The 13,999-nt window shown below is 62.7% G+C and carries 10 protein-coding genes and 3 pseudogenes; 10 read left to right on the top strand and 3 right to left on the bottom strand.

What is annotated here, in order from left to right; all coding sequences use genetic code 11:
- Window positions 1-42 precede the first annotated feature (42 nt).
- Window positions 43-3,015: pseudogene (locus tag FB600_RS35175) on the bottom strand (Tn3 family transposase).
- Between the two features lie 187 nt (window positions 3,016-3,202).
- Between FB600_RS35175 and FB600_RS35170 the strand changes: the two are divergent.
- The gene (locus tag FB600_RS35170) at window positions 3,203-4,912 is read left to right on the top strand and encodes a phage integrase family protein (protein ID WP_145758178.1); all 1,710 of its coding nucleotides are present in this window, start codon (window positions 3,203-3,205) and stop codon (window positions 4,910-4,912) included.
- A gap of 68 nt (window positions 4,913-4,980) precedes the next feature.
- On the opposite strand, the gene FB600_RS35165 is transcribed toward FB600_RS35170, so the two are convergent.
- The gene (locus tag FB600_RS35165; protein WP_409995270.1) at window positions 4,981-5,934 is read right to left on the bottom strand and encodes an SDR family NAD(P)-dependent oxidoreductase; all 954 of its coding nucleotides are present in this window, start codon (window positions 5,932-5,934) and stop codon (window positions 4,981-4,983) included.
- Between the two features lie 35 nt (window positions 5,935-5,969).
- Here FB600_RS35165 and FB600_RS35160 point away from each other — a divergent pair, with 35 nt between their 5' ends.
- The 9 genes and pseudogenes from FB600_RS35160 to FB600_RS35125 all read left to right on the top strand — a co-directional run bounded on the left by FB600_RS35160 (window position 5,970) and on the right by FB600_RS35125 (window position 12,261).
- Window positions 5,970-6,986: an AraC family transcriptional regulator gene (locus FB600_RS35160; protein ID WP_244102835.1), complete on the top strand. Its 1,017-nt coding sequence runs from the start codon at window positions 5,970-5,972 to the stop codon at window positions 6,984-6,986.
- 55 nt (window positions 6,987-7,041) lie between these two features.
- A pseudogene (locus tag FB600_RS38260) lies at window positions 7,042-8,016 on the top strand (tyrosine-type recombinase/integrase); the annotation flags it as partial.
- 272 nt (window positions 8,017-8,288) lie between these two features.
- Entirely contained in the window at window positions 8,289-8,768 is a 480-nt protein-coding gene (locus FB600_RS35150) for a MarR family transcriptional regulator (protein WP_145758179.1), read from the top strand.
- A gap of 219 nt (window positions 8,769-8,987) precedes the next feature.
- Window positions 8,988-9,278 carry an H-NS histone family protein gene (locus FB600_RS35145; protein WP_145758180.1) on the top strand — a complete coding sequence of 97 codons (291 nt, stop codon included), beginning with the start codon at window positions 8,988-8,990 and terminating at the stop codon, window positions 9,276-9,278.
- Between the two features lie 489 nt (window positions 9,279-9,767).
- A pseudogene (locus FB600_RS38255) lies at window positions 9,768-9,947 on the top strand (hypothetical protein); the annotation flags it as partial.
- Between the two features lie 257 nt (window positions 9,948-10,204).
- The gene (locus FB600_RS35140; RefSeq protein ID WP_145758181.1) at window positions 10,205-10,462 is read left to right on the top strand and encodes a hypothetical protein; all 258 of its coding nucleotides are present in this window, start codon (window positions 10,205-10,207) and stop codon (window positions 10,460-10,462) included.
- Window positions 10,463-10,509: 47 nt separating this feature from the next.
- The gene (locus FB600_RS35135) at window positions 10,510-10,794 is read left to right on the top strand and encodes a hypothetical protein (RefSeq protein WP_145758182.1); all 285 of its coding nucleotides are present in this window, start codon (window positions 10,510-10,512) and stop codon (window positions 10,792-10,794) included.
- A gap of 94 nt (window positions 10,795-10,888) precedes the next feature.
- Window positions 10,889-11,452, top strand: a complete 564-nt coding sequence (locus tag FB600_RS35130; protein WP_145758183.1) for a hypothetical protein — start codon at window positions 10,889-10,891, stop codon at window positions 11,450-11,452.
- 119 nt (window positions 11,453-11,571) lie between these two features.
- The gene (locus FB600_RS35125) at window positions 11,572-12,261 is read left to right on the top strand and encodes a hypothetical protein (protein ID WP_145758184.1); all 690 of its coding nucleotides are present in this window, start codon (window positions 11,572-11,574) and stop codon (window positions 12,259-12,261) included.
- 192 nt (window positions 12,262-12,453) lie between these two features.
- On the opposite strand, the gene FB600_RS35120 is transcribed toward FB600_RS35125, so the two are convergent.
- Complete coding sequence (locus tag FB600_RS35120; protein ID WP_261383545.1) at window positions 12,454-13,266, bottom strand: helix-turn-helix transcriptional regulator; 813 nt, start codon at window positions 13,264-13,266, stop codon at window positions 12,454-12,456.
- Between the last annotated feature and the right edge of the window lie 733 nt (window positions 13,267-13,999).

The raw sequence follows: 13,999 nt of genomic DNA, 5'->3' as shown, positions 1-13,999 counted from the left end.
CGCGAAGTAGGGGTGCCCTCAAGAAACGGATTTTTACGTACGTTAAGACCTGGGAGTGCTCGGTCTGATGGGCCGCAGCGGCCGAAATCGCCCATGGGCAACCCGTTTGTTGGCGTGCCAGACGTAGTCCCCGGTTAAAATGATGTGGCCCCAACCGAGGGGCGTCACGTGCGGCATCAGACTTTCAACGATCTCTTCGTGCTGCCGGAGCGCCGCGATCGCGCGCTCGATGTAGACCGTGTTCCACAGCGTGATGGCGGCCACGACGAGATTCAGTCCGCTGGCGCGATATCGCTGGTTGTCATACGAACGGTCGCGAATTTCGCCGAGGCGGTAAAAGAAGACGGCCCGCGCGAGCGAATTCCGAGCCTCTCCCTTGTTCAGCCCGGCCGTCACACGACGCCGCAGCACCGGATCTCGCAGCCACTTCAGCGTGAACAGCGTACGCTCGATCCGGCCAATCTCCCGCAGACCGGCGGCAAGGCCATTTTGCCTAGGATACGCGCCGAGTTTGCGTAGGATCAGGGAGGCCGTTACTGTCCCTTGCTTGATCGAGGCGGCTAATCGAAGCACTTCGTCGAACTCTCGTTCGACCACTTTCCGGTTAGTCGTGCCCCCGATCAAGGAGACCAGCGCAGGCCAGTCGGACGCTCTGCCCGGCACATAGAATTTCTTGTCGGGAAGATCCGCGACGCGCGGGGCGAACACGAACCCTTCGAACGGAAACAATCCGAACACATTATCGGTAAACCCGGCGGTGTCGGTATAGTGCTCCTCGATCAGCAGATCCGACTCATGATAGAGCAACCCGTCGAGCACGTGCGTGGCGTCGCGGACAGGCGAGTTGATGACCTTGGTGTAAAACGGCGCGTATTGATCGGAGATGTGCGTATAAAACAGGACGCCGGGCTCGCTGCCGTACTTCGCGTTCCGGTAGCCGCCGCGCGCCCGTGGCCACCGGCCTGGTAGCGCTGCCCGTCCGACGAGGAGGTCGTGCCCTCGCCCCAGTAGGCAGCGAAAGGCAACTTGTGTTGATAGTTGACGAGCTCAACCAACCCTTTCTGATAGGTCTCGTCGCGAATGTGCCAAGCCACCAGCCACGAGAGCTTCGCGAGACTCGTACCTGGGCAGGCATCGGCCATCTTCTCGAGCCCCAGGTTGAATGCGTCGGCGAGAATCGCGGTGAGCAGCAGCGTTCGGTCCGTCGGTTCGGCATCGTTCTTCAGATGCGTGAAGTGTCGCGTGAAGCCGGTCCATTGATCGACCTCGAGCAGCAGATCCGTGATCTTCACGCGCGGCAGCAGGTCGTACACGCGCTGTTTGAGCGCTTTACCCGCCGGCGGCGTTGCGTCATCAAGCGGCGTGATTTTGAGACCCTTTTCGTTCAGCTCGACATCGGGCAGTTCGCCGGCGGCGGCCAGCCGGTTCGTTTCGTCGAGCGCTTCGCGAAGTTGGCCCAGCCGCTCGTCAAGCCAGGCTTTTGCCGACGTGGGTGCCGAGAGTCCGAGCCGCCCCTCGCGACGCAGGCGGTCGAACACAGCTCGCGGCATCATATATTCGTCGAAATCCTTGAACTGACGGCTCCCGGGCACCGAGATGTCACCCGAGCGCAGGGCATTCTTCAACTCGCTCATGACCGCCATTTCGTAAAATTTGCGGTCGATGCCTTCATCCTGGATGACGAATCGTTTCCATCTTGGTCCCAGGAACGCGGTGGGCGCGTCGACGGGAACCTTGCGTGCCGCGACGCGATTCATTTCGCGTAACGCGGCGACGGCGTCCAACAGGTCTTGCCGTGCCGGCGCTCCGTGGAATTCGAAAGTGTCGAGGAACGTTGGCGAGTACCGCCGAAGCTGCGTATAGTGCTCGACAAGCAATGCCATCGGGTCGAATTCGGTATCACGGGCGAGATCTTGCGCCTCCTTTACGCTCGCGATAAAGATGTCCCACGGCACGACCGCTTCGATTGCCTCGAATGGATCGGATTTCTCGTCCTTTGCCGTGATCAGCGCCGTGCCGACCTTGGCATAGAGGCGGACCTTCTCGTTGACCGCCTTGCCGTCAGCGGCGAAACGTTTCTCGTACTTGTGTCTGGATTGAGTGAAGAAGGAGCCGATCAGTCGGTCATGCAGATTGAGGATCTCGTCGGTCAAGCTTGCCGATGTGTCGAGCAGGATCGCAATCAGCGTGGCGTGACGGCGATCGGTTTCGTACTCCTCAATCTGATAGACGGCGGTTTGTCCGCCCTCGCGGGCGAGTTGCAACAGGCGATTTTGATGAATACTGTGGCCAATGTCAGAGGGTAGTCCGATCTCGCAGATGGCCCGCAGGCGCTCGATATGTCTCAGCACCGACTTTGCATTGGGCTCGCCCGGTGATTGCCTTAGCCAGGCGAGCTTGCTCACCGGCCGCTCGCCGTAAGGCAGCAGTAGCGCGTCGAGTGCAGTGCGTTGCTCATCGGTCAATGCCTGAGTGAGCAATCGGTACACGTCGCGTTGCGCACGGGTCGCGACAGCCGCACAGAGATTTTCGAGCGCCGCGATAGGCGGCAACAGCACGTGTTGTTGCCGGAGTTCGTCTACTGCGGCGCGCGAGCACCATACCCCGAGTCGTCTGCATCGCGACGGGCAACAGGAACGCGGACAGATCACGGTAGTGCCCGCGCGAAAACTGAACAAGTCCAGTGCGGACAAGAAGCTCCTGCAGATGTTCACGCCGGGTTTCGTCTCGTCGGGCATACAGGTCCCACACGGCTGGCGTGATCCGCAGTTGTGCCGCAACGATGCCGAGGATGGGCGCATATGGCGTCTCGTTTGGACCCAGCACCCGACCGGGATAGCGGAGATAGACCATGAGCACGGCCAGGCCCAGTCGATTGTGGTCGCCACGGTGTTGCCGAAGGAACGCGAAATCTTCTTTCGACAACGTGGCGAGCCGAATCAGCTCGCTCTCGTCATCGGGAAAGGCGAGTAGTTCGAAGCGCTGTGCAGCAGTCAGCAACTCACGTCGAGGCATTCCGTTGGTCCTCACGTTGCCGCCGAGGCGCCTCGTTTCGAGCAAAACGCCTCGGGAAGGCCATACGGCGGGCACGTACGACGAATTTCACTATACTGCAGCTTCCAGATAAATGATCGTTCGTCCCAAGTGGATCAGATAATTGATATTATCGCGTTACTGATTTAGATCGACGTAACTTCAATCCGTGGAAACGCGTCAGCCCCAACATTCCGCGAATCAGGGTTTCCCCGAGGCAGCCTCGCTTGCTGCGTTGCGCAGCTGGTATGCCGGCCTGTCCTCACGGGCGGCCGTGGCTCGTTATCTACCCGAACGTCGAGCAGCCGGAGAATCTTCGCGCGGTCTCATCGGGGCCATCCGCCGGCAACTGATTGCCTTTGCCCACAGCCGCCATCGGCCCGATCTGGCCGCTGTCTTCGAACACACGTCGGCCGAGCGGCATCGCCGCGCCGGGGCAGTCGACCGCGCGATCGAGACGCTGCGATCGCTGCCCGCACCACAACCGCAGATCACCGACGACGTCGTGCTGTGGTTCGCGCCGCGCACGGTGAGCGCACTGCACGCCTATGGCATTCGTACGCTCGCGGAACTGACCGTGCGCATTCCGCGCCGGCGCCAATGGTGGCTCCGGATTCGAGGGCTTGGTGCGATAGGTGCGCAAACCATCGAAACCTTCTTTGCAGCGCACCCGGCGTTGACCGAACGTGCTCGCGCGTTGATCACGGTCGCGCAGCCTGCTGGCGTCGTGCCGTGGGAGCAATTGCGTGTACCGCACGAGGTTGATGGCTCGCAGGGTACTTTCAGGGCGCCGCACGAAGCCTGCACGCTCAATGCGAAAAACGACTACGAGGCGATACAAGCATGGCTCGCGCTGCACGAGACGGCCGCAACACAACGTGCCTACCGCAAGGAAGCCGAGCGGTTGATCCTCTGGGCGATCGTCGAGCGCGGCCGCGCACTTTCGTCGCTGACGACTGAAGACGCGATTGCATACCGGACGTTCATGCGACGCCCTGCGCCGCGCGAGCGCTGGATCGGGCCGCCGCGGCCACGCGACTCCGTCGAGTGGCGGCCTTTCACGGGAGGCCTCTCGGCGCGCTCGACTGCTTATGCCTTAACGGTCCTCTCGGCATTGTTCCACTGGCTCATCGAGCAGCGCTACGTCCTCGCGAATCCCTTTGCGGGCGTCAAGGTGCGGGGCAAGGCGACGCACCCGGCACTCGACACGGCCCGCGGCTTCACCGAGGGCGAGTGGCTGCTGCTACGGACCCTCGCAGATGGCCTCGAATGGTCGTATGGCTGGTCCGAGCCGGCCGCGCAGCGGATGCGCTTTGTCCTGGATTTCGGCTATGCAACGGGCCTGCGCGCAAACGAGTTCGTCAACGCCGTACTGCGCAACATTCGGTTCGACGAACGCGGTGACTCCTGGCTCCACCTCATTGGTAAAGGTGGCAAGCCCGGCAGAGTGGCGTTGCCGCCATTGGCCACCGAGGCACTCGACCAATATCTGCTCGAGCGACGTCTGCCCGTGACGCGAGAACGCTGGAATCCAATCACGCCCATCCTCGCCAGCTTAGGCGACGACGGAGGCCTAGGTATCACCGAGGCGCGGCTATGGCGCGTGATGCGCCGCTTCTTCTTGAACGTGGCCGAGGAAATTCAGGGCGAACACCCGGTCTTTGCCGAGAAATTGCGCCGCGCCAGCCCGCACTGGATGCGCCACTCGCACGCCAGCCATGCCATTGCGCGCGGCGCCGAGCTCACCAGCGTGCGCGATAACCTGCGTCATGCCTCGATTGCGACAACCTCGATGTATCTACGCGGCGACGATCTCAAGCGCTCCCAGCAAATCACCGAGGCCTTCGCATCTCGCCGTACGAAAGAGCAACGTGGTTGAACGGGTTGGATTTCAGCCCGTGCCACAGCTCCCCGATTGGACCATTCTCTAATGGCTGTCCAGTTGCGCTATGCGAATGCATCAGCCCCGGTCAGTTGTGCAGACAGCTGCCAGAGGCGTGCCGCCTGCTCTGGATCCGTTGCGTGTGGACGCACTCCTGCTTCTTCGTTGCCTGTTGTGATCGGTGCGATGTTGCAGTCTTCGCAGTACAGGCCACCGAGCCCGTCGAGTTGTCGTGATGTCGCCGTCCATACCTGGGTCGCAGCACCTTGCTCCGGGGTTTTGAACGTCGGGTCAATGGGTGTCCCATTCTCGTCCACCCAGCCTTGCGCCATCATCTCTTCGTGTGTCAGGTGGCGCTGCAGCGGCGTCGCGATCTTGCCTGGATGTAGCGAGAATGCACGTACCCCATGCGGCGCGCCAAGCATATCGAGGTGAGCCGCGAATAGCGCATTTGCGGTTTTGGATTGCCCGTATGCGAGCCACTTATCGTAGCCACTCGTGAACTGCACATCGTCCCAGCGGATCGGGGATAGACGGTGGCCGAGCGACGACACGGCGACCACGCGCGCACCGTCTCCGTGCGCCAGCGCGGGCCACAATCGGTTGACGAGTACGTAGTGCCCGAGATGATTGATCGCGAACTGGGCTTCCCACCCCGGGCCGACGCGCGTCTCGGGGCAGGCCATCACACCTGCGCTGTTGATCACAATTTGTACGGCGCGCCGTGCATCGACAAAGCGCGCGGCGAACGCGCCTATGCTCTCAAGGTCTGCAAGATCAAGCCCGGCGATCTCGACACCGGCAATATCCCGCATTGCATTGCGCGCGGCATCAGGCTGCCGTGCACCCACCACTACCCGGGCGCCGGCAGCGGCCAAGGCGCGAGTCGTTTCGAGCCCGAGGCCTGAGTGCCCGCCTGTCACGATCGCGGTCGCGCCAGTCAGATCGATGCCGGCGAGCACGTCGCGTGCCGTGGAGGTTGCGTCGAAGCCAGAGGAAAGGGGAATCTGCTTTTCCATGATCTGCACTCCTCGTATAAATGACGCGTGCTGCAATGGGCAGGCAGGTCGTCACGTCTTATTTTCGTCAAGCAGATTCAGACCGGGAATGCCATAGAATCCTGAATATCATCGAGATCGTCCAGGATTCCCCAATGGACCCTTTGTCTGACGTGTTGTCACTGCTGGAAACCCGCAGTTCGTATTTCACCGGCCTCCGTGCGGGCGGCGATTGGGCGGTCGACATCCCGCCGCCCGACGGCATCAAATTCAACGCGGTGGTTGACGGCAGTTGCTGGCTCACGGTCGACGGCGCCGGCCCGCCGACGCGGCTGGAGGCGGGCGACTGCTTCCTGCTTGCCGCACCACGCCGGTTTGTACTGGCGAGTGATCTGGCGGTGCCGCCGGTCGCGGCCATCGATGTCTATCACGAGATGGAGGATGGCATCGCTCGTTACGGCGCGCCGGAGAACTGCTTTCTCGTGGGCGGCCGCTTCACGTTCAAGGACAACATGCAACTACTGTTCGGCAGTCTACCACCCGTTGTCATCGTGAGCGGCTGCTCCGAACCAGCGGCAGTCCTGCGCTGGGCGTTGCAGCGACTCGCGCAGGAAATCGACGCGACGTCGCTCGGCGCATCGCTGATGGTGCGCCACCTCGCGCACATGATGCTCGTGCAGATGCTGCGGGTTCATGCCGAGACGAACACGCATGGCGAGACTGGCTGGCTTACCGCGCTCGCGGACTCGCGCATCGCGACGGGAATCACGGCAATTCATGCAGATCCAGCGCGGCGCTGGACTGTCGAGGATCTCGCGGCCCGTTGCCATGTCTCCCGTTCGACGTTCGCGGCCCGTTTCAGGCAACGGATGGGCTTCGGTCCGCTCGAGTACGTGCAGCGCTGGCGTATGCAGCTCGCGATGCGCGCGCTCAGGAAATCGGATGTGACGGTGTCAGCAGTCGCACAATCACTCGGCTACGACTCCGACAGTGCGTTCAGTCATGCATTCAAGCGGCTCGTCGGCTACTCGCCGCGGGAATTTCGGGCCAGCACGAAGACGTCTTCGGGCTGAAACTCGTTCCCGGAACGCTTAGCGTACGTAAAAATCCGTTTCTTGAGGCCACCCCTATAAGGCATTCCTGGCCAGCCGGTCGGATGCATTCCGCGGGCCGCCGGCCTCGCGGGCCTCGGGCCGCTGGCGCCCATTTGCCCTAACGCCGCTGTCGCTCGACAGCCAGCGCTACGCGGTGCGCACGCTGCGCGCGGCGTTCGACTGGTTCGTGAAGGTGCGCTACCTGGCCGGCAACCCGTGGGTGGCCGTGACCGACCCGAAGCCGGTGAAGCGGGCGACCAAGCTGCAGGTGCAGCGCGCGCTGCCGATCGATGTCTGGAGCCAGGTGCGCGCGGAGCTCGCCGATCGCGCCGAAGGATTCGGCCCGCAGGGGCCGGATTGGCGCGTGGCCCGGGCCCTGGTGCTGCTGATGGGCGATGCTGGCCTGCGCATCAAGGAGGCCGTGACGGCGGAGCGGGGCGGGCTGCAGTGGTGGCCGGCCGACGACGAGATTCCCGCGACCTGGATGCTGCGTCTGGTCGGTAAGGGCAACAAGGAGCGCATCGTGCCGCTGACCGAGGACGCCGTGGAGGCCTTGCGCGAGCACTGGCAGGACCGCGGCCTGGATCTGGATGCGCCTGGCGCTAACGCCGACGGCCTGCCGCTGGTGGCGCCGACCGTGGTGCCGCCCACGCCCGCCAGTCGGGACAAATTTGGGGTGACGGACACCGGCCAGGTGACGCGTGTGGCCGGCTATACGCCGCGCGCAGCACGTCGGGTGGTGACGCGGGCCATCGGGCGTTTGCTCTAGCAATTGCCGGATCTCGAGGAGAGCGCCCGCCGGCAGCTGGCGGGCACCTCGCCGCATGCCTTCCGGCATACCTTCGGGACGCAGTCCGCTGCGGCCGGCATGGCGATCGAGGTGCTGCAGCAGGTGCTGGGGCACGGCTCGCTGCAGACCACCACCATCTACGTCAATGCGGAGCAGCAGCGCATGCGCCAGGAGAGCGCGAAGTATCACGCTCGGCTGACCACACGCGGAGCCAAGTGAAGCGGTGTCTGATTACGTTGAGGCTGGAAATAATCTAAGGTCGACGCGACAGATTGGCGAAGAAAGGCGCCGTTGGATCAGGCAGTCATGAAAGCGAAGGATGGCGAGTACCACGAGCTGAAGGCGGAAGCCCTGTCGCTCGCCAGGCAGGCTGAAGCAGCCGATCTGCCTCCCTGGCGCGCATCGCGCTCAGGGCGCAGGCGTGAGACTGGGGGGCGATAATCGTTATAGAACAGCCACTGTCGCTGTTGGCGAGATCGTCGAGTTGTCGCTTGACGGAGAAGATCGAGCGATGGAACATTGTCCGCATGAACGATATTCACGCCTTGATCATTCGTCTTCAAGAGGTGCGTGAGGCACTGCTTGCTCCCATTCGGTCCATCCTTAATGAGCACACGCTCACTGAGCAGCAGTGGCGCATTCTGTGGTTGCTGGAAAGCGAGGCGGGACAGGGGCTCGAGGCGGTGAAAATCGCGAAGCGATGCTGTATTTTGCAGCCCAGCCTGACGCGCATACTCGAGCGGCTTGAGCGAGATGGCTTGATCACGCGGAAACGGTTGGATTTGGATCTGCGAGGTGCAAAAATTAAACTGACAGTGCGCAGCCGAAGCTTGATAGCCAGAGTACAACCTCGTATCGAGTGTCAGTATCAGGCAATCGAGAACCAAATTGGACTTGAAAAATTAAGGGATCTTTGCGTGGCGCTTGGCAATATGCAAGAAGTCGCTCGTGATAGGTCCGATCTACCCTAAAAGCTGTTGCGAGGCTCGCGGAAGCCACGACGATCTATGTCGACTGCCCAGCAGTGGCATGCACTAGGAGAGCGCAAAATATCATGCGCAGCTGGTCGTATGAAACTTGAAATGGTTGCCTGGTGTCCTAGTTCATTTGGACGAGGCATGAGCCAACGGTGTCCTGACTGAAATGCATAAGTAAGGTGCCGGTAGGTTGGACATTCAGGAGAGCAAAGGATGGCGACGTACCACGAGCTGAAGGCACAAATAGACGCCCTCGCTGAACAAGCGGAAGCGGCGCGCCTGAAGGAATTCCAGGCCGCACTCGACGAGGTGCGTGCGAAGGTGGCTGAATATGGGATGACCGAACGGGATATCTTCGGTCGACAGCGTGGAAGACCGGTAAGCGCTCGATTTCACCCCAAGTATCTCGATCCGAAGACCGGCGCAACATGGTCCGGCCGGGGGCGGCCGCCGGGGTGGATCAAGAACGCAAAAGATCGGGGTCGCTTCCTGATCAAGGAATAGGCGATCTGGTGGTTGAAAGACGCGTCGATGGGAGCCATTCGACGTGGCTGCTCGATTCGAACCGCTGCATTCCGATGGCGCGGGGTCTCGTGTATCTGACGGCGGTAGTGGGCTGGGCGAGTCGCAAGATTCTCGCGCACCGGGTCGCCGTCGCGCGCTTCACGCGCCGACGAGTGGAAGAAGCTTGCGCTAGCGATCTCCGACACGCTAGGCGGGCCAGAGAATGTGATGTTTTGTCAAAATCCGATAGGGCTGTACGTCTATGCCCGATGCCGGATAACCTGATCAATTGCGGTTGCCATATGATTGCGGGAAGTCTCGATGGCTGGTTTGTTGTTCTAATCGCCGGCAGCGGACCGTTGACGCTTTCGATACCCAGAGACTGGCCACAACGGCCCGTGTGGCCAGTCTCGCCACGACAGAGTCGGGCGCGGCCGCCCATGAGAGAAATGACCCGAGGGTCTCTCATAAACGAGAACCAGGCAGCATATGAACCTGACCGGATTTGATTCAGGCGCTCCAAGGCGGACTTATCCAGCAAGATCGTTTAATCAAGACGGACGTGCCGTCGCTGCCCGACAACGCGCTCGTACCTCGCCGCGCCGTGACTTCGACGTCATGCTAAACATGGTATCGACGGCAAGCGACATCGAGTTGAAAAAGCTGATGGTAGGTTCAATGGTGAGTGACTCAACCTGACCGTTTCCCTGTTCGCGTGCGCGTGGGGCATGATGGTGATGGCGTGGTGGATGGGCTGACCCCTGCAAACTACGCCCGCCAGTTGATGGCGAATGCAGCTAAATGAACCCCGGACTCCAAAGTCGAGTGTTACTGAAAACGGGGGACGTCGACCGGGCGCCACCCCGAACGTGCGGATCACTACAGTTTTCGTATCCACCACCACCCCTGCCGCCAGGAGCTGCGCCATGAAGTACCAAATTTTCGGCCGCCAGATCGACTCCGACGAGCCCATGCTCCTCCTGATGACTGGCCTGGGCACCGTGTCGAGCGGCAAGGCCGTCGACCCTGCCGAAGTTCAGGCGTTCTCGCTGGCCAGCACCCGGCGCACCGTGCTGGCGCTGCGGGAGCGTGGCATCGAGGGCTTCGTGCTGTTCGACAACGACCCGACGCGCTACGCCTTTACGCCCGAGGCCGATTTCGCCTATCCGGCCGCACGCCACTGACACCTCCCATGGAACAATCGAATACGCGCGCAGCCGGCGCCCAAGCCGTGCGCGCCGTCACCCAGACCTGGCGCGTGTCCATTTGGGATATCGGGCTGACCACTTTCCTGGTGGAGGTCTACGACGACCACACCTGGCGCCTCACTCGCATCGGCCTCCAGCGCCTGGGCGATTTCGAGCTCGTCGAACTGGCGCGCGGAGGGCCTTCGGCGGATCTCGAGGCGGATTTGCGCGCGGCGCTGGCCGCCTGGCCCGGCACGCTGACCCTGCGTCCGGATTCGCCGGCCGAGCGGCGACAACGCTGGCTGCAACGCAACGGGCGTGCCGGATGAGTGCAACGCACCCGGTCCGTGCGCCCGGCCCAACCCCGCGCTCGACTTCGCGGCCGAGCCCCCGTGATTCATCGATATGCCACCGGACACCCGCATGACGGAACCTCCCACGACCCTGGCCGCGCTGGCGGCCGCCACCCCGCACGAGCACCTCGACTTTGCCGGACATCGCTGGTTCGCGATGCGTTCGCGCACCCGGACCGAGCTACGTGGCATCGCGAGCGGTGCCATGGCGCGGGTGACGATCACAGAAAGTCTCGGCGTTAGCGCGTACGAGGCGCCCACCTACAGCGCACGCGTCGACTATCAGCACTGCCACGAGCTGTTCGTTCGACAGAGCGGGTTCGCCAGCGCCGAGGATGCCTTGGCGTGGGCCAGCGGGTTTGCGTGGACCACGCGTCAGGTCGGCAGCGTCACCTGGACCGCCGCTGCGCCGGATGCCGACACGTGGTATGCGCCGATCGGCGCGTCGCAGGCGCAGGTCGCGATCTACCTCGGCAGGGAAGGGGAGGCGCCGTACTACACCGTGACCCGCAGCCTGGCGCTCGGGTCGCAGTCCGTGGAACTGAAGGTGGGTGATCGCACCCGCGGTCATGAAACGCGCGGCATCGTCAGCTTCGAGCAGGCCTCGGCGATCGCGGTCTCGATGACAGACTAAGTGCTGGAGCTGATGCGCACGGCGCGTGAAACGCACGGACCGACCGAACAGGTCGCGGCGCGCCAGGCCTCGCCGCCCCTACCGCTTCTGGCCGCCTCGATACTGACTCTGGAGTTCCGATGTCCGACTTTCGTCTCTATCCCGCGACGCCGATCGACGGCGCTGCGCCGGCGCCCGCGCCACGCTGGCAACCGAATGGCCCACACGGCGCGCTCGCGGTGGTGGAAGGATTTTCCGTCTGGGTCGAGCGCGACGCCGCCGGCGACTTCACGGTCCACTACCTCGGGCGCACGAGCCCGCCGGTGCCGAGCCGGGCCGAGGCGCGAGCCATGGCGCCGGCCTTCGCGCGGCGCGCGGTGCACGATCGCCTGCAGGTCAATCACGCGCTGGCGGCCGACGTTTATCACACCGCCGAGCGCGGCGGCTGGGCGGCACCGCCGCTCGCGCGCGAAAGGGGGCCGATCTCGGCCCGAGCCCACGCGCGCCAAGCCGGCCGGCTCGCCGCGCTCGCCGGCCAGGACCTGGCGGCGGCTAGCGGCCATGTGAGCGCATTCTCCGCGCTGCTGGCGGCCTATCAGGGCGGCCACGCCGAAGGCGAGGAGGCCCGCCTCGCGCTCGGCGCGCAGGCCGGCGGCCCGACGTTCGTGCGGGCCTGCCTGATCGTGCGAGACGACTTCGACCGCGCTTCACGCGCAGGACTCCAGCGAACGGGACTTCGCTCGCTGGATCGACGCCGTGCGAAACGGTCGCGATCTCGGTCCGGTGCCGCTCGTCGGCGACGCCACCGAGGAGGCAGACGATCACCCTGACATGGCCGCCCTGGTCCGGGCGCGTGAGATCGCCCAGGCCCTCGCGCGGCGCGCAGGCCTCGGAGGAAACGCGTGAGCGTCGCCGGCGCCGGGGCGTGGTGCCCGCCCTAGGACTGCGGCGGCCCCGTCGGCTACGCTTAGCTCGTACGCACGCTCGCCGGTCGGATGACCGATGAGAAGCGCGCACTGATATCAGGAGCGGTCGAGAGCCCATTTGACAAGGCCGTGGCGGCCCTTGAAGCCCAGTTTGTCGGCAGCGCGCCTCAGATAAGTTTTCACCGTACTGGGCTTGACGCTGAAGACTTCCGCCATCTCACGGAAGGTGCTGCCTGTCAGCAAGCCAACGCAGACCTCAATCTCGCGTTCTGACAGAACCCCGGCTGCGCTTGATAGCCGGTGCTGCAACTGCAAGCGCAATGGCTCCTCGCGCGTGCGCTCCTCGTGTTGGCGCACACACGTTGCAACACCCAAACTGGACCTGAAGCGCGGATGGGCCGCATGCTTCTCTACAAGCGGCAGTAGCACCTCCCCGCAGCTTTTCAGGAAGGACATTTCCTGAAGGGAAAAAGCGCACGAAGGGTCGACACGGTACAAGGAGATCACGTAGCGGCGGTGTGCCCTGGGTGACACGAGATGGCATTCGTACCGCCAGCGATGGCAGCCCGCCGGGGTGGTTTCGAAACCGCCACGCCGCTCACAGATACGCAGATGATTGATATGGATCAGCTGAATATCAGATGCCGCAATGATCCTCCGCGACAGCGGATCAACCGCGAGGTCGCCCTTCTCCTCATCGCCGGGAAAATCGGCACTATGCCCCTGCTCACGCGAAGCGACTGCGCCGAGTTGACGCACCTCCACAACCTGTCCTGCGCTTTTGTCGACCGACCACGCGGTGACCTTGGCCGAACAAATCGGCACGGATCGGATGAGCAACTTACGTAGATCTGACGTGAAGCGCTCAGTACCGGTGCTGGAGATGACCTTCCCAAGCATGCCAAACATCTCGATCAATTCATTTCCCTCGGGTTACGTTGTTGTATGACCACCCGGCACGACACCAACATGGGAGAAGCGAGCACAAGGCGAGCGGGCCTGACCGTCGCCGTAAATGGTTGCCAACTGCCATGCACACGCGATCGCCCTCTCCGGCGTTACCAACGGCGGCACTCCATGCACCCCACCCGGCCTCTCACGTCGGGCATGTGTTGCGCTGCCAAGCGGACCTACCGCCATTCAGGGCTAACCTCCCCCTGCAGGCGATGGCGTCGTGGTACCGCCAACGACTGTATGACAATTCCGTGAACTCAACGTGACACACTACTCTCAATTTAATACATCCTCTTAAAATGCGCGACGAAGCGAAAGCACTTTATAGAAAATCGAACTCTCCGCTAATGCGAAACGTGCGCGGCGCGAATGCGAAACCTCCTTATCCTGGCATTTCTACGAGGGGCGACTTCAGAATTCGGAAAATAAAGCACATCCGTGAACGGGAAAGTCCATCCCACAAGGCTTTTCGCGATATCCCAGAAAGCGGAGGGCCGTGTGTTATCCAGATAAGTTTTCTCTTTATCTTAGAGAGTGAAAGGCATTTTCCCGTCCAGAGGCTGCGGCGGAAGCCGCGAGCGCAAGCCATCAACCAGTTGCGCGCTTTACTGGTCAGCGCGCCACAGGAAATTCGCGAACGCCTTCTGAAAACGAAGACGGCGGAATGCGTTGCGAGCTGTGCCCGCCT

Source organism: Burkholderia sp. SJZ089 (assembly GCF_007828315.1).
Classification (GTDB): domain Bacteria; phylum Pseudomonadota; class Gammaproteobacteria; order Burkholderiales; family Burkholderiaceae; genus Burkholderia; species Burkholderia gladioli.
Note: the sequence above shows the minus strand (reverse complement) of the source record. Positions and strands in the feature narration are given on the sequence as shown.